This is a genomic window from Acidicapsa acidisoli (genome assembly GCF_025685625.1).
GTDB lineage: Bacteria > Acidobacteriota > Terriglobia > Terriglobales > Acidobacteriaceae > Acidicapsa > Acidicapsa acidisoli.
The window spans coordinates 269646-290192 of the sequence record NZ_JAGSYI010000005.1; the positions used below are offsets into that span (position 1 = coordinate 269646).

At 56.0% G+C, this 20547-nt stretch carries 22 protein-coding genes, 1 tRNA gene and 1 pseudogene; 16 read left to right on the forward strand and 8 right to left on the reverse strand.

The genetic code is table 11. From position 1 onward, the window contains the following. Window positions 1-10 precede the first annotated feature (10 nt). Entirely contained in the window at window positions 11-2065 is a 2055-nt protein-coding gene (locus OHL23_RS26220) for an alpha/beta hydrolase domain-containing protein (protein WP_263355006.1), read from the forward strand. A gap of 15 nt (window positions 2066-2080) precedes the next feature. Here the strand turns inward: OHL23_RS26220 and OHL23_RS26225 are convergent, their stop codons facing one another. The 4 genes from OHL23_RS26225 to OHL23_RS26240 all read right to left on the reverse strand — a co-directional run bounded on the left by OHL23_RS26225 (window position 2081) and on the right by OHL23_RS26240 (window position 4760). Further along, window positions 2081-2803, reverse strand: a complete 723-nt coding sequence (locus OHL23_RS26225) for a zf-HC2 domain-containing protein (RefSeq protein WP_263355007.1) — start codon at window positions 2801-2803, stop codon at window positions 2081-2083. Then, entirely contained in the window at window positions 2803-3513 is a 711-nt protein-coding gene (locus tag OHL23_RS26230) for an RNA polymerase sigma factor (RefSeq protein WP_263355008.1), read from the reverse strand. The genes OHL23_RS26225 and OHL23_RS26230 overlap by 1 nt, the downstream gene beginning before the upstream one ends. 537 nt (window positions 3514-4050) lie before the next feature. Then, complete coding sequence (locus OHL23_RS26235) at window positions 4051-4443, reverse strand: MDR/zinc-dependent alcohol dehydrogenase-like family protein (protein WP_263355009.1); 393 nt, start codon at window positions 4441-4443, stop codon at window positions 4051-4053. Between the two features lie 80 nt (window positions 4444-4523). After that, window positions 4524-4760 (reverse strand): hypothetical protein, encoded by a 237-nt coding sequence (locus OHL23_RS26240; RefSeq protein WP_263355010.1) that lies wholly within the window; start codon window positions 4758-4760, stop codon window positions 4524-4526. Between the two features lie 120 nt (window positions 4761-4880). Between OHL23_RS26240 and OHL23_RS26245 the strand changes: the two genes are divergently transcribed. Continuing rightward, a tRNA-Ala gene (locus OHL23_RS26245) sits at window positions 4881-4956 on the forward strand. Window positions 4957-5018: 62 nt separating this feature from the next. On the opposite strand, the gene OHL23_RS26250 is transcribed toward OHL23_RS26245, so the two are convergent. Together OHL23_RS26250 and OHL23_RS29080 are read right to left on the reverse strand one after the other, a co-directional pair. Continuing rightward, window positions 5019-6215 carry a tyrosine-type recombinase/integrase gene (locus tag OHL23_RS26250; RefSeq protein ID WP_263355011.1) on the reverse strand — a complete coding sequence of 399 codons (1197 nt, stop codon included), beginning with the start codon at window positions 6213-6215 and terminating at the stop codon, window positions 5019-5021. 12 nt (window positions 6216-6227) lie between these two features. After that, a complete protein-coding gene (locus OHL23_RS29080; protein ID WP_158751773.1) occupies window positions 6228-6461 on the reverse strand; it encodes a helix-turn-helix domain-containing protein in 234 nt (77 codons plus the stop codon). A gap of 1152 nt (window positions 6462-7613) precedes the next feature. Between OHL23_RS29080 and OHL23_RS26255 the strand changes: the two genes are divergently transcribed. Then, entirely contained in the window at window positions 7614-8804 is a 1191-nt protein-coding gene (locus OHL23_RS26255; protein ID WP_263355012.1) for an ATP-binding protein, read from the forward strand. Window positions 8805-8891: 87 nt separating this feature from the next. Here OHL23_RS26255 and OHL23_RS26260 read toward each other — a convergent pair whose 3' ends face one another. Next, a complete protein-coding gene (locus tag OHL23_RS26260; protein ID WP_263355013.1) occupies window positions 8892-9644 on the reverse strand; it encodes an HNH endonuclease in 753 nt (250 codons plus the stop codon). A 509-nt stretch (window positions 9645-10153) separates the two neighbouring features. On the opposite strand from OHL23_RS26260, the gene OHL23_RS26265 reads away from it, so the two are divergent. Then, window positions 10154-10504, forward strand: a complete 351-nt coding sequence (locus OHL23_RS26265) for a hypothetical protein (RefSeq protein ID WP_263355014.1) — start codon at window positions 10154-10156, stop codon at window positions 10502-10504. A 182-nt stretch (window positions 10505-10686) separates the two neighbouring features. Here OHL23_RS26265 and OHL23_RS26270 read toward each other — a convergent pair whose 3' ends face one another. Next, entirely contained in the window at window positions 10687-12036 is a 1350-nt protein-coding gene (locus tag OHL23_RS26270; protein ID WP_263355015.1) for a site-specific integrase, read from the reverse strand. Between the two features lie 242 nt (window positions 12037-12278). Here OHL23_RS26270 and OHL23_RS29085 point away from each other — a divergent pair. The 12 genes and pseudogenes from OHL23_RS29085 to OHL23_RS26325 form a co-directional block, all read left to right on the forward strand. Then, window positions 12279-12470: pseudogene (locus OHL23_RS29085) on the forward strand (winged helix-turn-helix transcriptional regulator); the annotation flags it as partial. A gap of 137 nt (window positions 12471-12607) precedes the next feature. After that, complete coding sequence (locus tag OHL23_RS26275) at window positions 12608-12769, forward strand: hypothetical protein (RefSeq protein ID WP_263355016.1); 162 nt, start codon at window positions 12608-12610, stop codon at window positions 12767-12769. A gap of 172 nt (window positions 12770-12941) precedes the next feature. After that, window positions 12942-13853 carry a LysR family transcriptional regulator gene (locus OHL23_RS26280; RefSeq protein WP_263355017.1) on the forward strand — a complete coding sequence of 304 codons (912 nt, stop codon included), beginning with the start codon at window positions 12942-12944 and terminating at the stop codon, window positions 13851-13853. Between the two features lie 125 nt (window positions 13854-13978). Then, on the forward strand, window positions 13979-14380 hold the full coding sequence (locus OHL23_RS26285) for a YybH family protein (protein WP_263355018.1): 402 nt from the start codon (window positions 13979-13981) through the stop codon (window positions 14378-14380). Between the two features lie 19 nt (window positions 14381-14399). Further along, window positions 14400-15377: a zinc-binding alcohol dehydrogenase family protein gene (locus OHL23_RS26290; protein ID WP_263355019.1), complete on the forward strand. Its 978-nt coding sequence runs from the start codon at window positions 14400-14402 to the stop codon at window positions 15375-15377. A gap of 56 nt (window positions 15378-15433) precedes the next feature. Further along, window positions 15434-16438 (forward strand): alpha/beta fold hydrolase, encoded by a 1005-nt coding sequence (locus tag OHL23_RS26295; protein WP_263355020.1) that lies wholly within the window; start codon window positions 15434-15436, stop codon window positions 16436-16438. A 69-nt stretch (window positions 16439-16507) separates the two neighbouring features. Continuing rightward, a complete protein-coding gene (locus OHL23_RS26300; protein ID WP_263355021.1) occupies window positions 16508-16999 on the forward strand; it encodes a DUF3237 domain-containing protein in 492 nt (163 codons plus the stop codon). Further along, the gene (locus OHL23_RS26305) at window positions 16999-17250 is read left to right on the forward strand and encodes a hypothetical protein (RefSeq protein ID WP_263355022.1); all 252 of its coding nucleotides are present in this window, start codon (window positions 16999-17001) and stop codon (window positions 17248-17250) included. The genes OHL23_RS26300 and OHL23_RS26305 overlap by 1 nt, the downstream gene beginning before the upstream one ends. Window positions 17251-17310: 60 nt before the next feature. Continuing rightward, window positions 17311-18240, forward strand: coding sequence for a DUF5996 family protein (locus tag OHL23_RS26310; RefSeq protein WP_263355023.1), 930 nt, complete (start codon window positions 17311-17313; stop codon window positions 18238-18240). A gap of 314 nt (window positions 18241-18554) precedes the next feature. Continuing rightward, on the forward strand, window positions 18555-18878 hold the full coding sequence (locus tag OHL23_RS26315) for a putative quinol monooxygenase (protein ID WP_263355024.1): 324 nt from the start codon (window positions 18555-18557) through the stop codon (window positions 18876-18878). Window positions 18879-18900: 22 nt separating this feature from the next. After that, window positions 18901-19578, forward strand: coding sequence for a hypothetical protein (locus OHL23_RS26320; protein ID WP_263355025.1), 678 nt, complete (start codon window positions 18901-18903; stop codon window positions 19576-19578). Between the two features lie 161 nt (window positions 19579-19739). Continuing rightward, window positions 19740-20543, forward strand: a complete 804-nt coding sequence (locus OHL23_RS26325; protein ID WP_263355026.1) for an SDR family NAD(P)-dependent oxidoreductase — start codon at window positions 19740-19742, stop codon at window positions 20541-20543. Window positions 20544-20547 lie beyond the last annotated feature (4 nt).

Here is a 20547-nt window from a genome sequence, read left to right on the forward strand (position 1 = left end):
TGCGAGCACGATGAAGCTGCTCTCTCGAATGCTCCTGTCTTTCGTATTTTTCTGGCTTGCGACGAACGTGCAAGCCCGCGTTGTCAACGTGGAAGTGCTGTCGCGTACTCCGATTGCGTCCAATGGCTCCGGAATGCCGGCGTACGAAAAGATCGTCGCGCGGGTGCACTTCGCGGTCAGCCCGGAGAATATTCATAATCGGCCTATTGTCGATTTGGAGAAAGCGGTTAGAAATCCTCAAGGTGAGGTCGAATTCTCCTCTGATCTGTTTCTGCTGCGCCCCGTTCTTGACGGAAACGGCCACGGAAACGGCGAGATGCTGCTGGAGATTCCGAATCGCGGCGGCAAGGGGATTTTGCCGCTGGTGGACGGCGGCAAGGCCGACCCGGGAAGCGCGGCCGATCTGGGCGATGCGTGGCTGCTGCGGCAGGGGTTCACCTTTGCGTCGCTGGGCTGGCAGTGGGATGTTGTGGACACTCCGGACAGACTGCGGCTCTATGCGCCGATCGCGTATGACAGCGGCGGGAAACACATTTCGGGATTGCTTCGCGACGACTTCACTCCGACGGAAGCCTCCGTTGAAGTTCCGCTGGGCCACATCACGGGCAGCGGGCTGGGAGGGACGGAGTATCCTGCTGCTGCGCCCGACGATCCCCGGAACGTACTGACGGTCCGTGACAGGCCGCATGGCGAACGCCAGGTAATTCCGCGGTCGCAATGGGCCTTTGCACACACGGTTGACGGCAAAACGATCCCCAGCGATCGATTCCTGCACTTAAATTCAGGGTTTGTTCCAGGCAGAATTTATGAACTGGTGTACGTTGTGCAGGACCCGGTGGTGGCAGGTCTTGGCTTTGCCGCCGTGCGGGATTTCGTGGCGTGGATGAAGCATTCTCCGGATGCGATTGCGCCGGTGCGGTTCAGCTATGCGGCTGGGATTTCGCAGTGCGGGCGATTTCTGCGCGATTTTCTTTACGAGGGTTTCAACGCGGACGAATCCGGCGGGATGGTGCTGGATGGGGTGCTGGCACACGTGGGCGGCGCGGGGCGCGGCAGCTTCAATTACCGATTTGCGCAGCCTTCGCGCGATGGGCAGCCTACGTCTTCGATTGACTGGCCGACGGACATCTTTCCGTTCACTGACATGCCGGAACTAGACCCGGCACATCCTTCCAGTAAAGCCGCCGGGCTGCTGGATGCGGCCGGCAAAGAACGCGTTGCGCCCAGGATCTTCCTTTCGCACACTTCGTATGAGTACTGGGGGCGCGCTGCTTCGCTGATCCATACGACGGCGGACGGCAAGGCGGATGCGCCAATCGGCTCGAATGTCCGCATTTACTATTACTCGGGGTTGCAACACTTTTCGGTGCCGTTTCCGCCACAAATGGGAACAGGCAACTGGGCTAGTCAGCAGTTGCCCAGTCCGTTGCCGATCAAGTGGTTCTGGCGGGCGATGATCGCGAATATGGATGCGTGGGTTCGCGCGGGCACAGCTCCTCCACCGAGCCGGTATCCGAAGATCGCGGATGGAACGCTTGTTCCTGTCGATAAGCTGGCTTTTCCGGCTGTCGTCCCAGGTCTGAAACCGCCCGCCGATCATGCCGGAGGCTGGGATCTCGACTTCGGACCGGACTGGCACGACGGCATTCTGAGCAAGCAGCCGCCTATCGTCGGGTTTGCTTATCCGGCGCTTGTGCCGCAGGTGGATGCGGATGGAAATGACCTCGGAGGGATCCGGTTGCCGGAGATTGCTGTGCCGCTGGCCACGTACACCGGCTGGAATCTGCGCGCGGCGGCGATGGGCGCGCCGGATGAGCGCATTGCGTTCCTTGGCTCGTTTGTGCCGTTTCACCGCACGGCTGTCGAGGCGGCAGCGGCGCATGACCCACGGGTCGCCATTGCGGATCGCTATAAGGACTACGACGATTACCGGGCGCGTTTCCAGAAGGCGCTGGAGGAACTTGTTCACGAGCGTTACATTCTTGCCGAAGACGCACCGCAACTTGCGGGCCGATCTCAGGAAGAGTGGGATTGGATTACGCGATATTGGGAGAAGAACAAATAGCCGAAGCGGCCTAACTCAGCCGCGGACTGAGACGCCGGAGAATGACAGCACGGCGAGTCCGCGAACGGGCTGACCGAAGAAGCGGGCAGGCTCGAAGACGCTGAAAAGCAGTAGATTTTCGACTTCGGCGCGGGTCTGCTGGTCGGTGGGGCCGCTCACGATGCGGTAGTCGTAGACGCGGCCTGAACCGTTGACATAGGCCTCGACGACCACGGGGCCGTTCACCGTTCCGATCTGCTCCTCATCCGGGGTTACTCCCGAGTTGTACAGGAATTTCGGAGCGGTCGCCATGCCAAGAGGCTCGTCCTGCGCTGCGGCGTGTTCAGGATGAGCAAACATGCCCACAACAAGCCCAACCGTCCCGAGCAGCAGTACGGCGCTGGCGAAACCGGCGGAAAGCTGCAACAGGAACGGCCCTACAGTATTGCGCCATGCCAGTTCCCAACCGGCCAGTCGCCCGCGACGACGTTGCGCGCGCTCCTGCGAGATTGCTACGCGAATTCGGAGCAACAGATCATCTGGTTCTTTTGCCGCGCCGGAGACCGGTCCAAGCGAGGACAGGACGCGCAGCATTCTGCGCTCTGCCTCAAACTCGGTGGCGCAGTTGGCGCAGCTTTCAAGATGGGTAGCCATGCGCTGCATTTCGCGACCGGTGAGGCGACTGTCAAGATACTCCGCGAACCGGGCGCGAACTGAGGAGCAGCTGGGCGCTGCGATCTTGGGGAAGATGGAGATCATTACGCCTCCTCACCCTGGGACACCTGCGCCTGATACGGACCATTGGCGAGGGTTGCGCTGGCATTTTTGGTTCGCTCGGCATCGTCGGCCAGGAGGAATTGCCGCAAACAGGCTCTGCCTCGCACCAGACGGGATTTGACTGTGCCGAGGTTTACGCCGAGCATTTCCGCTACTTCCTCGTAGACGAATCCCTCTATGTCGCGCAGGATCAGTGTCATACGGAACGGCTCGGGGACTTGCCGCAGGGCGGCTTCGACGCGCTCGCGAGCCTCAGTGTGCGTGGCCATCTCGTATGGCGACTCACCTGGATCGACGAGCATTTCTTTGAGCCGCGCCGGCTCGCCGTTTTCGCTGTCGACGGTTTCCGTCTCGATCGTAACTTCCTGCTGCTTATGCCGCCGCCACCAGCGCCGCTGGTTCAATCCTTCATGCAGGGCGATGCGGTAGATCCAGGTACGCAGGGAGGACTCGCCATGGAAGGACCCAATTCCGCGAAAAACCTTGACGAAAACGTCCTGGGTAAGATCGGCGGCGTCTGAGGGGTCTCGAACGGTACGCGCGAGGAGGCTGTAGATGGGTTGATGGTAGCGAGTGATGAGCCACGAGAATGCTTCCTCTGATCCTGCCTTCAATTCGGCGATCAGGGCTGCTTCTTCCGTGTGAATTGTGAGTGCACTGGCGATGTTTCCCAAGGTTATGTCCGCCTGCAAGTCCGTGCCCTCCACATTAACGCAAAAGACGTACCCTTTGCATCTGCGTGGTGATCTTTCGTGGTCCAGATCACATCCGCCGCATCTGCTCAAACGCCCTGGTTGCCGGCAGATCTTTTCAGCGCCTGCTCGACTCGTCCTGATAACTTAGACACCGGAAGAGGTTGGAATTGTTCCCGACCTCGTTGCCGGTTCCAGATCGATCCTGGGATCGATCCGGAGTGATACCTACCTATCTGTATGAATCGAAAAGACGATCCGCTTTCCTTTTTCCACCGCGCTCCAGGCTTTTTCCACATCCGCGAGGGGAATCGATTCGACCGCGACGCTGGCCTGCGGCGGCGAGCGAGAGCAGAGTGGGGACGTCGTTAAAGATCTGGTCGAGCAGAACGCTGCCTAATCCGCTGCCCATGAGAGTGAGATCGGTACTGCGGAGAAGCGCGCCGGGAAGGGAGATGGCCTTTCCGGCGCTCTCGCCGACCTCCACGAGACGGGTACGGCGGGTTGCCGTGGAACGGAAGCCTTTGGCGAGCGCAGCTAACAGGAGTTCTGTCGGGCGCCCCAGAGATAATCGATCACGACGTCGATTCCCCGGTCGCGAATCTGTGCGGCAAAGGATTCGCTGACCTGCTCCTCCGGATCGGAGAGGACGACGACTGCGTCGACACGAGGGATTCGAGCGCTTCGCGGCTTCGGCCGGCGGCGATGATTTTTCCGGCACCCAGGTAGCGCGGACTGGATGGCGAGTTGGCCGGCGACTCCTGTTGCGCCCATGATCAGAACTGTTTCTCCTGCAGCAACACCGGCGCGGAGCTTGAGCGAAAGCCACGCTGACATGCCCGGATTGACGATTGCGGCGGCCTGCGCCGGATCCAGACCGGAGGGCAACGGAATGCATTTTGCCGGCACGACGACTGTTCGCTCAGCCATGGTGCCGAAGGGAGGTCGAGCGGCGAAGCAGTAGACAAGGCTGCCGTCCGGGAGTTCTCCGACGCCGTCGATGCCTGCGACTACAGGAACCTCTGGCCGCGGCTGGAATAATGCTGCCCGTTGGCGATGGCTTTGACGACGGGATGCAGGCCGGCGGCGTGCATTTGAATGATGGCCTCGCCGTCGCCGGCGACCGGTTCCAGGAAATCCTGAAATTCGAGCGCGTGACCCAGGATGTTGACGACGGCTGCTTTCGTGCTGGCGACCTCTTTGTCCATCAGTATGACTGGCTCGAACTTTGCGATTGCAAGAGGCAACTTCCCCGGCTGGTTTGCATTCTGCCATTAGTAAAAGTGGTTTACCGCGCTTCGGCGGTCGGGGGTTTGACGAATCGAGCCTGAGCGGCGAAAATAGAAAAGTTGTTCCCACCGTATCGTGGGCCTGTGGCGCAGCTGGGAGCGCGCTTCCATGGCATGGAAGAGGTCATCGGTTCGATCCCGATCAGGTCCACCAATAAACCCAACAACTTAGCGGATTCGCAGAAAAAACGCGATACGCTTTCGATACGTTGGTTCTCATGCTGCATCCTCCGCAGCACTTTCTACGACATTTCTTGAACGGTCCAGAAGAACATCGACCACCCGGCTCTGCGCTTCTCGCTTTGCTGAAGTCAGGGCCTTCGTGTAAATGTTCATCGTCGTGGAGATGTTGGCGTGGCGCATCAACTCCTGCACCACTTTGACATCTTCCCCGTTAGCTTTGAGCAGCGTTGAGTAGGTGTGCCGGAAGGTATGGAAACCGACCCACTTTGTGATTCCGGCCCGCTTTGCGGCTGGCTGCAGGAAGCGATCCAGAAGCGTATCGGCCCAGGGCGGCATTTTGCCCTGAACTCGTTCGCTGGCGAAGACCCAGTCATCCGGCTCGGCGTAGCAGGTTTCCTTCCTCCAAGCCAGCAACTCTGCAGTGGTGAGCTCATCGATGGGAACCGGCCTGCGGGAGGTCTCCGTTTTGCACTTCCCGACAATGCCGTCCACGACCGACCGGCTAACATCCATTTGCAATGTTTTCCAGTCGATGTCCATCCACTTGAGGCCCAGGACTTCGCTGATGCGCAGCCCGGTTGTTGCCGCCACGATGCCAATGACGCGCATCTTCTGCGGCAACTCCAGCATGAGCGCACGGAACTCGGTCACTTCCAGCGGTTCCGTAACCCGCTTCCGCTTGGTACTCTGGCGGACGGCAAAGATGGGGTTCTCCCCATCGTTGAGCCAGCCATAGCGGATTGCGTGTTGAAAGACTTCGCTCATGATGCCCTTGATCTTCGCTTTGGTTCCATTCGCTAAATCGTCGATGGAGCCAAGCCACCGCTCTACTGCCACTGCCTTGATCTCCCGAAGACGGTAATGTCCCCAACGCGGAACGATTCTTGCCTTCAGATAAACAGCGTAGGTCTGCTTTGTCTGTACGACCTTCCGCTCGGATTCTTTTTCCAGATCCAACTCGATCAACCGGTAGTGTTCTACCAATTGCTCAAATGTTTCTGGCAAACCTTCAGGACGGGAGGTGTGATGGTTAACGTCGAGGCGCAGTGTGGAAACGGCTTTCCATGCCGCCGTTTCCGTTGGGTACTGCTTCACTGAACCAATTACAAGAGCACGCATTTTGGGTTTGCCTTTGGCGTCAATATCCCGCCATCGATAAACCCAGACTTCTGGCCCCTTCTTGCGCTGATGACGGCTGAAAAAGCCGTGTTGATACCGTGGTCGATTCAAGAGACATTCCTCTCATTCCGACCCCGATGGCTGGTCCAATTTTACCGCTTCACACTCCAACCATCGAGAGAGTTCCGAGAGGCGAAATCGCCACATCTGGCGCACTCCTCGACCTACGGGATGCGCCGGCAGGTCGCCTCTCCGGGCCAGTTTGAGCACAGTCTTCCGTGACAGGGCCAGGAAAGCCGCAGCACGTTCAGGAGCGACAAACGGCTCGTGCGTCGTGGGCGTATTCAGGAGTTCCATCTCTCACCTCATCTGGACATTTGCAACGCGAACAACACTGCTTCCTTGGCTTTCAAGAGTTCGATCATTCCTCATGTCTACTCTCGAACGGCGTAGGCCTAAAAAGCTTCGGTCGACTGAGCTGGGCATCCCTGGCCCGGTTCTCCTCGGCGAGGCGATCCAATCTCGCCATTTCTTCTTCTCTTCGGATTTGCCATTCGGGTTTGTTATTTTGCCCGGTACCCTGATTCGCTATGGACGCTGCGGCGGGCTGTGGATGCTTTTCTGCGGTCGGCGCCGGAAGGTTCTTGGTCTTGGTTCTGGTCCGTCTAGGTTTACCCGTTAGCCGATTCGCCATCGCCACAAACTGCCGGTATGTCCCTTGGTACCCCACCTCCCGCAATATCCGCCAAACCGCTTTCCAGGGCAGACCGACTTCAGAGATGGCGTTCAACTCAACAGCAAATCTCCTAAGTCCCCTGGCCTTGAGCGGAAGGAGATCCTTTCTTGCTCGGAGCCGTTCAACGAGTGCGCTCACCTCGATCACCTCGTTATTTATTGACGAGTACATTTCAATAAGAGTTTGCCATTGGATTTTCATTCATGCAAGGCGGTCGTCCATTTATCTCTTTGACTGCCCTCACTTGCCCTCACTTTGCAGCACAAGGCAGCATTTGATAGCACTTTCCCTCATCGTCAAGGGCGGTGAGGGTGAATGAGACTTTGTCTGCCAGAGTGCGGCTTTTGTTGCGGTCGAAGACCGCGCTTTCTGAGGCTCAGAGAGCGGTGGAGGAACGCTTTGGTTCGAGATGTCTTTCAGGGAAAGAGCGGTAGTGGAACATAAAGCGCAGACGCACTTTGAGGGTTTCGCTCTTCTATCCAGTTTGTTTTGTGGGAGATATCTTGCCGCACATATGTACCTTTAAAAGGGCAATGTGCGTCACATCCAAATGGCTCATTTCGGTGCGAAATCGCAGGCTTCGAGTCTGCTTGCCCGGACCACCAAACCCTTCCATTCGCGCGGTCACGGTGATCTGAACGCGTGCGCACCCAATCGGTGCCGCTGAGCTTGTTCAAACTCGTCTTGGAGATTGATACCGAAAGTGTTGGGAACACAGATTTACCCCCAGATTTACCTAGCATTTATTCCGTGTTGTGGAATAATTGCAAGGTATGATTCAACGTGCAGCCAAAACCCGGCTCCTTCAGCTTCTAGGTCAGTTTCCCGCCGTTGCTTTGCTCGGGCCCAGGCAGGTTGGCAAAACAACGCTTGCACTCAGTCTCACCAGCGATGCTGACAATTCAGCGTTGTACCTCGACTTAGAGCTTCCTTCAGATCGTGCCAAGCTTGCGGACCCAGAACTCTACCTATCCGATTACGAAGATCGGCTCGTGATCCTGGACGAGATCCACCGTCTTCCAGGAATCTTTCAAACTCTGCGTAGCTTGATCGACCGGAGAAAGCGAAAAGGGAAACGCACCGGGCAATTCCTTTTGCTCGGTTCGGCCTCTATTGATCTCTTGCAGCAATCTGCAGAGACGCTTGCGGGCAGAATCGCCTATATGGAGCTAACCCCATTCCTGGAAAGCGAAGTAGTTGGTTTCTCGCCCAATGCCAGCCAGGCTCTTTGGGTGCGTGGCGGCTTCCCAGACAGCTTTCTCGCGGAAACCGAAGTTCGGAGCTTCGAATGGCGCGCGGCCTTCATCCAGACCTATCTGGAACGAGACGTTCCCTCGTTAGGTCCACGCGTTCCAGCCGAGACGCTTCACCGCTTTTGGCAGATGCTCGCACACAATCAGGGCCAGATGCTGAACGCGGCGCAGCTTGCGGCGGGCTTGGGAATCAGCGGCCAAACGGTAGGCAGATATCTCGACATCATGGTTGACCTCCTGCTTGTGCGTCGTCTGCAGCCATGGGCTTCCAATGTCGGCAAGCGTCTTGTCCGTTCCCCAAAGGTCTATGTGCGGGATAGCGGACTACTGCATACGCTGTTAGGGATTCGCGATCAGGAGACCTTATTGGGGCATCCCGTGGTCGGATCAAGCTGGGAGGGAATGATCATAGAGAACATCTTGGACACGGTACCGGCCAACACACAGGCATGGTTTTACCGCACCTCAGTCGGAGCCGAGATTGACCTAGTTCTGGAAACCGCTCCAAATGAGCGGTGGGCAATCGAGATGAAGCGTTCGCTTAGCGATCCGAAGCCTAGTAAAGGCTTTTATATTGGCTGCGCCGACATCAAAGCCAACCATCAGATCGTCGTTTATCCGGGGCAGGAGAGTTACAAGCACGACGCAAGGACTGAGATCATGCCTCTGGACACATTACTCAAAAGGTTATCGCAGCAAGAGACTCAATGAGTCTTAACCAGACCCTTTCAGAGTGACGTAAGCCTCGACTCTGCAGATCTATACTCTGCGGGTGCGGTGTCAGGTTCATGAACGCAACTACGACTTAAAAATATGGTCGTGGTGATATTGCAAGAACAATGGGTCTGGGGCAAAGCGACTAGGCACGATTATCTTGGCCCGATCATATTTGTGAATGAACGAATCTAATCCAGGTCCTTTCGAACCTGTCATCTTCGTTGAAAGCTTGACTTCGTACTCGGGGGTTATGGTCAATAACCCCCGATCAAATGCGCGGTCATGAAAGGCATTTAGGCAAAGGCCATTTCGAGGATTTGTGCGATTTTTGATGTCCTGGCTCCACGGAACGATGTGGCTAGCGCAGAGCAACTCACCGACCGCAATTCCCGTAATACAGCATTTCGCGCTATGCGCGGCCAGAACCGCGGCACGGAAAAATCCTTGGTTCACCCGCGTCCGCACAATAGCATCACGAGTTTTCCCCTCAGGGAAAAGCTGTTCGTCTTCGCCTAGCGGAGAGAGACCAGACATTTCGAGTCGAAGTGCTTCGCTTTCGAATGCCAATCGCTCCCAGTTTTCATTGAATTCTTCCCAAATTTCTCTTTCTAGCCCGCTCCCATGTGTTGCGCCGGATATATTGCGTTTTTTCAATGACGGATCGAGACTAGCAAAGTTTGCCAACTTCCATGAAAGAGAGGAAGGCGTTCGGCCCAGAACCCCGGCGAGTTCTATCACGTCTGGATTTTTGTTGTGAATTTTGCCGAAAGGAATCTTGCAATAGAGGTTGAAGGCGACTATCAATTCCTTTCTTGTCCAATTGACTCTAGCCATTCAACGTCTCCTGAAGCAGATTCAGATTGCGACTTCCGTATCGATCATTTTGCGCAGAACCGATAAGGTCAAGTCTAGCCAAGTTCCAAAACAAGGCCCCGTGATAATTCATCATGAGTCAGCCTTTTCAGAAGGCGAACACCTACCTTTCGTTCCGGTGGATGGCTCGACATGAGAAGCATGCGCTTCTCTATTCTCAAGAGAACCGAATTTCAGAGCGTTTACGCGGGCAGCATAGGACTCTACAGCGGGTAGGAAAGGAAACCGCAGCGGTATTTTGATAGCTTCGGGTGGAGGCAAGGCTCTGCTTCTTTACGCTAGAATTGAGTCGGCTTTTGAAAGTTTCATTTCAATACGAACGGAGCGATCGTTCGCGGCGAGGGTCTGGAACAGACCATTTCTTTGCGGAGCACTTCAACTTGGGCAGAAAGACAGATGCCTTGATAAAACATAAGACAGGTAGGAACGTGAACCGCGAAGGGCAGCGGTGGACGGAAGACCGCGCTGGTATGACTCTGCGCCTCCCCATCGATCTCCGAGAAGCGGTCACGGAGGAGGCGCGGGTGGCCGGTGATCTTTCGAGGGTGGTTCTTTTCGCCCTCCGCAATGTCGAACGGAAGGATGTAACGATCACGCAGACTCGGAAAGCTGGGCTTCCGCTATCCAAGCCTCAACTTTTGCACGTTGGAGCCGAAGCTCGTTCCGTAATCCGAGCTTGGGCCGAAGAGGAAGGCGTCAGCGTGAACGCGATTATGGTGAGTGTGCTGGAAGAGTTCTTCAAGCGGCTCAAGAAGAGCAAAGCGCTTCGCGAGGAGCTACGTTTGGAGATTCGGGCGCGACGTGGCTTTCTGCCGAGCTAAGAAATTAGTCGCGTAAACGCGATACGTTTAGCGATACGTCGGTTCCTGACGTGGTACCAGCTTACAAGGACTTAGGGAGCCACGGGGGTCTTGTAAGTTATTGAAAATACTAATGTTGGGACTATGGCATGGAAGAGGTCATCGGTTCGATCCCGATCAGGTCCACCAAATATCTCAACAACTTAGCGGAACCCCTGCCAAACGTTTGGCAGCAAATTGGCAGCAAATTTCAAACTGCCGTGCAGCCAAGCCATGTCGGTCGTCTCCGTCTCCTCTCTGAAGCGCCACGCTTCGGCTGTTCTGCGAAGAATTTGTTCATGCTCAGTGCACGGTTGCGGAACTCCTGTCAGCTTTGCCATCGTCGTGTGCAGTTCGTCATGAATGGAGTCCACCGTAGCGCGTACTCCCTCTGGCAACTCCTGCATGTAGACATCTGTGGTCGTTGCGACACGTGAATGCCGCATGACCCCTTGTACGTCTTTGACGGTGCCCTTCTTCTGAGCCAGGGTTGCGATCGTGCGGCGGATGACCTGGAATGTGAGCTTCGGTAGTTCCAGTTCTTCTGCCAGCTTGTGCAACACCCGTTTCCGATAGTTGCTCGGGTCCATGAAGCCACCGAATCGGCCGCGGAACATAAACGCTTCCGGATCCTCGGGCGACGGGCCGCGCTTACGTCTGCTCTTGTCATACCGTTCCTGGGAAACCTGTCTCCAGAGAAGCAAGTTCTCGGAGACATCCTGCGGGATGGGTATTTCCTTGAGGCTTCCTTTTGTCTTGCCGAACGATCTGATCTTGCCCTTGTAGATCGTCTCCACAATAGTGAGCGAGAGCGTCTCGGGTCGATGACACTTCCATCGAAACGCAAACAGTTCCCCTGGGCGAAGAGCGTTGGTCATATCGAGTTTCATCAAAACCCGATCTCGCAGTTCCAACCTGGCAAGCGCTGCGGCAAGTTGCTCCCAGGTGAGCACGGTCTTGTCGCTCTCCCGCAGGTTCGCGGGAGTCTTCAGCTTGCGGGCTGGATCTGTTGCGAGAAAGCCTTGATCGACTGTCTCGGCAAAGATCGATTTGACGTAGGAACGAATCTGCAACACCGTGTCCCTTGCTCGCGTTTTCGCAATCTTGTTGAGATGGGTCTGGAGAATGAACTTGTCGAAGTTTTCTAGCCTGACTTCTCCGAGGTCTTCGAGGATGTCGGTCTCGATCAAGTGTTTCTTGACCTTGGCCGTCTCCTCTCTCCATTCCGACTCTTTCAACGGAAGAAAGCGATTTTGAACGAACCATCTGAGAGTGACAGCTCCATTGATCATGGACTTGTCACCGTTGAGTGGTTGTTTTCCCAGCTTGGCGATTTCGCTTTCCAGCTTTTGTCTGGCTTGCGATTTCGACATCTCGCTCTTGAATCCGAGGATCACTTGAGCGACAGCCGGTTGGGGTTCGTTGGTGGATGGATCGATTTCGGTTCGCCGGAAATATCCGTACCACTTCTTTCCGCGTAGCCTGACCCACCCCTTCTGATAGGAGGTTCCCATGTATTCCTCAATTTCTGTGGGCGGAATAACGGGCTATGCCCATTCTAGCCTTTGTTTACGCGGATTTCCGACATATATCGACGGGCCTCAACAACTAGCAGGGCCGCCGCACAGAGCGGTTTCGAAAGTCTGCAATTATGCTCTGCGACGCAATGCCGACCTGCGTTCCTGTTCATCTACGAATGCTTCGATCCCGCTAGGCCTATAACGCAAAGTGCCGTCTCCCATCCGTACCATCGGCGTCCAAGAAGGCCCTGACCGCGAACCTTAGATCCCTTGAAAAAGCACAGCTGATCTTGCGACGAGATCTGAGCAAGTCTGTCCTCTACGTGGAATATGAAATCGCTGAGCCCGCGCGAGCGCCACTTGTGGCGCTGGTCGACCAGCTTTCGCAATTTCAGGACCATCTGCCAGTTCGCTCTGCGGCTCCTTGAAAATTCTCATTAGCGTTCCACGGTCGCCTGAAGCGTTGCGTGGCCCGCCACTACCCCGGTGCATGTCAAGCAGATCTTGAGATTGGGAAACCAGGTTGCAAGGTGGCTTTCGCCTTGAAGAATTGAAAGGAGTCCAAATGATCATCGAAGCGAAAAAGACCAGGATGGCACCTGCTGCAGTCGCGGAGATGGTCCTCTCCTTCTTCTCCGGATTATGCATTGAGCACAACCTGAAATACGGCAAAGGTTCGTCGACCCGCAAGATCAAGGCCTTCATGACAGCGCTTCGCGGTATCTGATCGAACGCCCTGTTCCCCTGAATTCAGCCGAAAATCAGGTCGACGCCGACTTCAACCATTGATTTCGCGCCGTCATCCCATTCAGCCTTTCCTCTAGGGCACAACCGACAGCCGTCTGAACTGTTAACCATCCGGTAAGATCAGACATTAGAATCCTAATTCTGGGAAGATTATGGCCGATCTAAATTCACTCGTCGTGTTCGCGCACGTTGTGGAAGCAAATAGTTTTTCGGGTGCAGCTCGCGTTCTTAAGATGCCGACCTCGACTGTCAGCCGCCGCATCGCGGAGTTGGAGGATCAGCTCGGAGTGCGTTTGATCGAACGTTCGACGCGGCGACTGCGGCTGACTGACGCCGGGTCGGAGGTCCTCGAACATGCGCGGCGGATGGTTGAACTCAGCGATGCCGTCGACAACGCGGCCTCCAATCTCTTGTCGCATGTCTCAGGCACCCTGCGACTTGCATCTCCACCCAGCATTTCCGACACGTTGCTGGCCCCGATCGTAGGGGCGTTCCAGGAAGCTTATCCCGAGGTTCGCGCTCACATTTTCATCACCGATCGAATCGTCGACCATGTTTCCGAAGGTGTTGATCTAACCGTTAGGGTCGGGGATCTTGAAGATTCCTCTCTTGTCGCCCGGAGAATCCTCAAATATCGACATCAGCTTGTTGCGAGTCCGGCGTATATGAAGAAGCACAAACCGCCAAGGAATCCAAAAGATCTCCTTCAGCACAAGCTGCTGGCGTTTTCTTTCTGGAAGCCGAAATGCCAGTGGAACTTCATTCATGTAAACGGCAAAGACCGGGAAGCCCTGACGTTTCAGCCGTATTTTTCAATGAACGATTATGCCGGGCTTGCTACGGCACTTCTGGCGGGTGTCGGCATCGGCGATCTTCCGCCCGTGGTGGAGCCAAGCCTGTTGCGCGATGGCCGGCTAGTCGAGATCATGCCAAAGTGGAAGTTTCGGAACTTTGATCTTTCCCTGGTACATGCTGGAAATCGGCACATGCCTCGAGTGGTGCGCGTGTTCAAGGATTTTGCAGCCAAAATGGCTCCGCAGCTCTTTCCCAGATTGCCTGTTTAGTCGAGTCTTCCGGCAAATTATCCCATATTTGGAAAATACATTTCCATTTATTCGCCTACCTGAATCAAGCCGGAAACACCTATATTCGTGTGCAAGGAAGACTCGGAAATTTTGAGGACAGACGAATGAGTGCAACCAAAGAAGCGATAACCGCCCTGTTGGCGAGATACAACGATGCGCTGAATGCATCGAGTACCGACGCGGTGATGTCCCTATATCTTGAAGGCGGCGTATTCATGCCTCCGTATAGTCCGTCTGCGGTCGGCGCGGATGCGCTGAGGAGAGCCTACGACGCGGTCTTCAAGGCGATTACGCTGAACGTCAAGTTCACCATCGCAGAGATCGTCGACTTGGCGCCCGAGTGGGCCTTTGCACGCACCAATTCTGCGGGGACAACATTAGACCACGCGACGGGAAACAGCAGCGCCGAAGCGAATCAGGAGCTCTTCATTTTCCGGAAGGACAGTGATGGTTCCTGGAAGATCGCGCGATATAGCTTTTCCTCTATAAATCCGCCGCGCCATTAAATCTGGAAGGAGAAGGCTCATGCCCGAGATGAAAGCTGTAGTGATCTACGAGGCGGGCGGACCAGAGGTCCTGAAGTTGGAGAATCGTCCCATACCGGCTCCGAACTACGGACAGGTCCTGATTCGTGTTAAAGCGTTCGGAGTGAATCGCTCCGAACTCTTCACGAGGCAGGGCCACTCGCCGGGAGTGAAATTCCCGCGAGTGCTTGGGATTGAAGCTGTCGGCGTCGTGGAAGAAGCTCCCGGCGGCGAGTTCCAAAAGGGCGACGTAGTGGCGAGCGCGATGGGCGGCATGGGCCGCGATTTCGACGGAGGGTACGCGGAATACACATGCCCGCCGGCAAGCCAGGTGCAGAAGATCGATGTGAACCTGCCGTGGGAAACGCTGGGCGCGATGCCGGAGATGCTGGAGACCGCATGGGGTTCACTGTTCCGGTCACTGCGGCTGGCAAAGGGCGAGCGGCTTCTGATCCGCGGCGGCACAACTTCGGTCGGGCTTGCTGCAGCGGCCATCGCCAAGAACAGCGGAGCTTTCGTCGTATCCACGACGCGCAATCCCGACCGCGCCAAACTGCTGCACTCAGGCGGCGCCGAAGATGTCATCGTGGATACTGGTTCCATCGCCGGCGAGGTTCACCGCAAATATCCCGGAGGCACCGATAAGGTGCTGGAAATGATCGGCACGACAACGCTGGAGGATTCACTCCGCTGTGCCAAGCAGGGCGGCGTTGTCTGCATGACCGGCATCGTCGGAAACAAGTGGTCCTTCGACCAGTTTGCGCCGATGGACATAATCCCCACAGGGGTTTGTCTGACCGTCTACGCCGGCGAATCGGAAGACTTCATGCGGACGCCGCTCAACGCCCTTGCCCGACAGATTGAGGCTGGCACCCTGCGCATTCAGGTGGGCAAGACTTTCCATCTGGACGAGATTGTCGAGGCTCATCGCGTGATGGAGGAGAACAAGGCTGGCGGAAAGATTGTAGTCCTCACCTGAATATCTCGCCTGAAATCGTCACCGCACCAGCAGGAACAACTACAGGAGTCATAGCCATGGATCGCTGGCACAACGAAGAACCGATCACACTGGCAGGCATCGCGGAAACGAACCCGATGCAACGAAGAGAATTCTTCAAGCTCGGAATTGGCGTTGCCGGCGTCGTGGGCACGCACGTCAGCTTCAGCTCGATTGCTGCTGCCGCCCAGCGCAGCGAACTGACTTCGGGACCTCTCGATACGGCGAGCGCAGCGAAGAAGATCGCATTCGACCGAATCGGGAACGGAGAGAAGGTCCTCCTGATATCCGGCTTTCCCCAAACACGTAGATCGTGGAACAGGTTAATTCCGTTATTGTCTGCGAAATTTCAGTTGATACCGGCCGACTTGCCAAGCTTCGGGGACTCGGAAATCCTTTCGGCACCGGCGACCACCGAAAACGTCGCCAGAGTTTTTCATGAGTTCGTCGGGAATCTCGGGGCGCCCCTCCACGTCGTCGCTCACGATTTTGGTGCATGGTGCGCGTACAGCTGGGCGCTTCTCTTTCCGGACGATTTCAAGTCTCTCACTCTCATCGAGGCTGGAATTCCCGGCATTACTTTGCTAAACGACATTCAGCTCTCTGACTACAAGAGGAAGTGGAACTTCATCTTCCAAATGCTTCCCGATTTGCCTGCCGAACTGACCAAAGGGAAGGAGGATATCTATGTTGGATGGTGGTTCAAGAACAAGGTGTACAAGCCAGGAGCGGTACCTCCGCGCGATATAGCAGCCTATGTCGCGGCCTATGCCCGGGAAGGGCGCATGGACGCGGCCTTCGACTACTGCCGCAGGATTGTCGATGATATGGAATTCAATAAGAAGCAGTTCACCGGCAAACTCCCAATCCGTCTCCTCGCGGTCGGCGGGCAATACTCCATTCCCACAATGGGCGAATCGCTTCAGCCTTATTTCCAAAGCGCCATTTCCCTTGTGATTCCAGATGCAGGCCATTTTGTTCCTGAAGAGCAACCTGAGGCGTTAGCCAAGGCGCTCGTTGCATTTCTCTCGGCGAAAGGGTAGTCGCACCACCTTGTGCTTCCGCTCCGGAAACAACTGCCTTGCAAACGATCGCTCGGAAAGGAGAAAGTCGTGTCCACCTCATTGAGCCAGGCACTTCCGGAGTCATTGAAGAGCTTGCAAACGCGCCCGCTGTTCGTCCTGCGCGAGCAGGTGCCACCTCTGTTTGTCGTCGGTCAAACTCCCAACGGATTCCGACGCATCGGCATTGTTCCGGGAGGGGTATTCGAGGGTGAGCGCCTTTCCGGCGAAGTCGTCAGCGGCAATGACTGGCAGTCTGTGCGTACGGATTCGTGCATCAAACTCGATGTTCAGATTTTGCTCAAAACGACGGACGGGGCACTGATCGTGATGACGTACACCTGCCTGCGCGCTGGGCCACCCGACATTATCGAAAAGCTCGACAAGGGCCAAGCTGTCGAACCCGGCGCCTACTACTTCCGCATGACTCCGATCTTCGAGACCGCCGCGCCGCAATATGATTGGATCAACAGGATCGTTGCTGTTGGCGTTGGTCACAGGTTTGCAGACGGCCCACTCTACAGCATCTTCGAGGTTCTCTGATGGCAAAACTGACAAGCTTTCAAAACGACATCCTCCCCTTCTTCACTGAGCGCGACATTCGCGCCATGAGCAAGGCATTTAACCTGGCAAGCTACGACGATGTGAAGGCTCACGCGGCCGTTATCTACGACCGTATCCGCGGCATCGGAGGCGCAGTAATGCCGCCACCTCCGCCAAGAGGCGAGGGTCCATGGCCTCAGACACGCATCGATCTCTTCGCTCAGTGGATCGCGGACGGATACCAACTGTAGAGCAGTTTAAGATCGTGCTCTGAGGGCCGTTAGCCAAGTTTGCAGAAGAAGGAGGCAGATGTGCCGACTCAAGTGGATGACATCTGGCCGGCCCTGCCCCAGAGTGCATGGAGCGAGACATGCATAACGCTGCAACTCTGGATGCAGATCGTCGGTAAGGTTCGGCTCGCGCTCATGCCGGCGATCAATCATACCTGGGCCGTGACCCTGTATCCGAGCATACACGGCGTCAGCACGTCGATCATGCCCTACGGCACCCGCACACTGCAGATCGACTTCGATTTTCGCGACCATGTGCTGCGGTTAGAAACCAGCGAAGGCCGCTGCAAGACTATTCCTCTGCAGCCGACGACCGTCGCGTCATTTTACGAGAAGGTGAAGGCCGCACTCGATGCTCTCGATACTCCGGTGCGCATCTGGCCTGTACCGGTTGAGGTATCTGACCCTATCCCATTTGAACGGGATCACATTCACCAAGCATATGACCCGGAATGTGCCCGGCGCTTCTGGACCATTCTGCTGCAAACGACGCGGGTTTTCACTATCTTTCGTGCCCGCTACATTGGGAAAGTCAGCCCAGTCCATCTTTTCTGGGGAGCGCTCGATCTTGCGTGCACGCGCTTCTCGGGACGCATCGCGCCCGAACATCCGGGCGTGCCGGGCTTGCCTGACCGGATAACCCGTGATGCCTATTCGCATGAAGTTAGCAGCTGCGGATTCTGGCCAGGAGCACCGGGAATTCCGCCATTTTTTTACAGCTACGCATATCCTGAACCGCCCGGGTATCGGGAATGTTCGATTGCGCCTGTACAGGCCGCCTTCGACACCAAGTTGGGTGAGTTTGTGCTGCCCTATGAGGCGATGCGTCTTTCGGCTGATCCCGATTCCACCCTGCTTGAGTTTATTGAGACCACTTACGATGCGGCAGCAAGGTGCGGGCACTGGGACCGGCGCGCTCTTGAAGCCGCAACAAAAACTGTTGCTCCTTAGGCGTTTCCGAAACAAGGCTCGCTTGGGCTGAGAATACATGACTCGGAAACACGGCTCGAAAGCGCATTTGATCTCCGATCCGTCTCGATGAGTGCCTCGGCCCGTTGTCGCCAATTGAGTCTGGCATCGGCAAGCAGAAGCCGACGTTTCGTTACTGATCCGGTTCGAAGTGCGCGTTTACGATTTTTGCTCAAGCGCATTCCTTCCTGCCTGCGCTCGCGGAAACACTTTTTCTTGCAGATTCGATCCGTTTGAATACTCGAAATCGTCTTCATGATGTCGACACAGAAATCCGCATTCCTGAGGAGAACACCATGACCACAACAATTGCAGTGACGAAGAGCATCACCACTCTTGTCAACGTTCTGACCGTTGAGCCGGAGAATCAACAGAAGCTCATCCACTTGCTGCGTGAGAGTACCGAGGGCGTCGTCAGCAAGCTTGATGGCTGGATTTCGACCAGCTTTATCGCGGCTAAGGATGGGAGCCGCGTAGTCATCTACTCGCAGTGGCGCGACCTCGCGTCAGTGCAAGCGATGCAAGCCGATCCCAAGATGATTGCTTACTTCCCGAAGGTTGCATCCCTGGCAGCGTTCGACAGCCTCGCTGGCGAGGTTGTCTACAATCACCACGCCTGATGCGCGGAGACAGGAGAGCACCATGAACATCACAACCAATACACACCGGATAATCAATGCAAACCGGTGCATCGGCCGAATGCTCGTCAACAAGACAGTGCGGCGCGGAGCGACGAAGAACTTCTATATCGCTTTTGTACTTTGTGCAATGGGCTTGGCCCATGGCGCGTTATTTGTTCAAGCCAACCAGGCCTCCGTTGGCCTGCAATCGCCCGCGGTCAGCCCAGCACCCAGTGGGCAGCACGATTTTGACTTCCACTTTGGTAGCTGGAAAGCTCACAATCGAATCCTCTTGCATCCGCTATCCGGTTCCACTGCCTGGATTGAACTCGACGGTACTGTGACGGTCCAGAAGATCTGGGATGGACGCGCCAATCTGGAGGAGATCGAGTCCGGTAACACTGCGACCCATTTCCAGGGACTGTCCCTATTTCTCTACAATCCCGCATCGCATCAATGGAGTCAGACATTCGTCAATAGCGACGATGGCACGTTAGGCCAACCACTGATTGGCGAGTTCAAGAATGAACGAGGGGAGTTCTTCGGCCGGGAGCTGCTCCAAGGACGATCCATTCTGGTGCGGTTTGTCTGGTCCGATATCAGACCGGATTCTCATCGCGTGGAACAGTCGTATTCCGATGACGGAGGCAAGACGTGGGAGCCAAACTTTGTTGCAACGCTGACGAGAGTAAACAAGTAGCTGTCGGATCAGGCGGACGACACAACCAGCGTGGATCAAGATCCGTGTGTGCGATTGAAACAATCCGCCTGGCACTGATGAAATTGAAGTAATACGCCAGCCTCTCAGTAGGGAGACAAGATTAGGCCGGCCTGTGTGGCAGCCCCAAAAGGAGAATGAAGATGCAGAACCTGACCGGAAAACGTGTGGTCATCACTGGCGGCAGCCAGGGACTGGGGCTCGCGATGGTCGAGGCGCTCACTGCCTGCGGCGCGAATGTGATCGCAATGAGTCGCGATCGAGCAAACCTCTCTTCCGCCGAACGTGCCGGCGCCGCGGTGATTGCCGGAGACGCAACCGACGCCACGCTTATGAACAAGGTGGTTCGTGAAGAGGTGCCCGACGTGTTGATCCTCAACGCTGGTGCGCGGCTGCCGATTAAGCCGATCGACGAGCAGAACTGGGACGAGTTCTCGACCGTCTGGAATACTGATGTGAAGGCGGGGCTGGTCGGAATTCAGGCCGCACTCTGCACGCCGATGAAACGAGGTAGCCGAGTTCTGGTCATGTCGAGCGGAGCAGCGATGGTACTTGCGGTACCTTTCATCGAGCCCGACGACTTAAGCCTTTCTGGCGGCTATGTCGGGGCCAAGCGGATGTTGTGGTTCATGGCCCATAGTGCAAACAAAGTATCGCGCGACCGCGATCTTGGAATACTTTTCCAGGTGCTAGCGCCAATGCAACTGATTCCCGGTACAACCATTGGCCATGAGGTTGCAGCTGTCTGCGCGGCGATCGAGGGTGTCAGTATTGAGAAGTTTGTCCTGCAACGTTATGGCTCTGTCCTGCGCCCAGCGCAGATAGGAGAACAGGTTGTTGAACTACTCAGCAATCCGCTATACAGGCAGGGCGTCGCCTATGGCTTTCGCAATAATTGTGACCTCCAGCTTCTCGACGTATCATTTTCAAAAGCGCTGGCCTTCTGAGGAG

Coding starts and splice junctions, on each gene's coding strand:
- OHL23_RS26325 (WP_263355026.1), top strand. CDS start 19,740: ATGCAGAACCTGACCGGAAAACGTGTGGTCATCACTGGCGGCAGCCAG.
- OHL23_RS26280 (WP_263355017.1), top strand. CDS start 12,942: ATGGCCGATCTAAATTCACTCGTCGTGTTCGCGCACGTTGTGGAAGCA.
- OHL23_RS26235 (WP_263355009.1), bottom strand. CDS start 4,443: ATGGCTGAGCGAACAGTCGTCGTGCCGGCAAAATGCATTCCGTTGCCC.
- OHL23_RS26320 (WP_263355025.1), top strand. CDS start 18,901: ATGAACATCACAACCAATACACACCGGATAATCAATGCAAACCGGTGC.
- OHL23_RS26270 (WP_263355015.1), bottom strand. CDS start 12,036: ATGGGAACCTCCTATCAGAAGGGGTGGGTCAGGCTACGCGGAAAGAAG.
- OHL23_RS26260 (WP_263355013.1), bottom strand. CDS start 9,644: ATGGCTAGAGTCAATTGGACAAGAAAGGAATTGATAGTCGCCTTCAAC.
- OHL23_RS26295 (WP_263355020.1), top strand. CDS start 15,434: ATGGATCGCTGGCACAACGAAGAACCGATCACACTGGCAGGCATCGCG.
- OHL23_RS26305 (WP_263355022.1), top strand. CDS start 16,999: ATGGCAAAACTGACAAGCTTTCAAAACGACATCCTCCCCTTCTTCACT.
- OHL23_RS26255 (WP_263355012.1), top strand. CDS start 7,614: ATGATTCAACGTGCAGCCAAAACCCGGCTCCTTCAGCTTCTAGGTCAG.
- OHL23_RS26225 (WP_263355007.1), bottom strand. CDS start 2,803: ATGATCTCCATCTTCCCCAAGATCGCAGCGCCCAGCTGCTCCTCAGTT.
- OHL23_RS26285 (WP_263355018.1), top strand. CDS start 13,979: ATGAGTGCAACCAAAGAAGCGATAACCGCCCTGTTGGCGAGATACAAC.
- OHL23_RS26290 (WP_263355019.1), top strand. CDS start 14,400: ATGCCCGAGATGAAAGCTGTAGTGATCTACGAGGCGGGCGGACCAGAG.
- OHL23_RS26265 (WP_263355014.1), top strand. CDS start 10,154: ATGACTCTGCGCCTCCCCATCGATCTCCGAGAAGCGGTCACGGAGGAG.
- OHL23_RS26220 (WP_263355006.1), top strand. CDS start 11: ATGAAGCTGCTCTCTCGAATGCTCCTGTCTTTCGTATTTTTCTGGCTT.
- OHL23_RS26275 (WP_263355016.1), top strand. CDS start 12,608: ATGATCATCGAAGCGAAAAAGACCAGGATGGCACCTGCTGCAGTCGCG.
- OHL23_RS26315 (WP_263355024.1), top strand. CDS start 18,555: ATGACCACAACAATTGCAGTGACGAAGAGCATCACCACTCTTGTCAAC.
- OHL23_RS29080 (WP_158751773.1), bottom strand. CDS start 6,461: ATGGAACTCCTGAATACGCCCACGACGCACGAGCCGTTTGTCGCTCCT.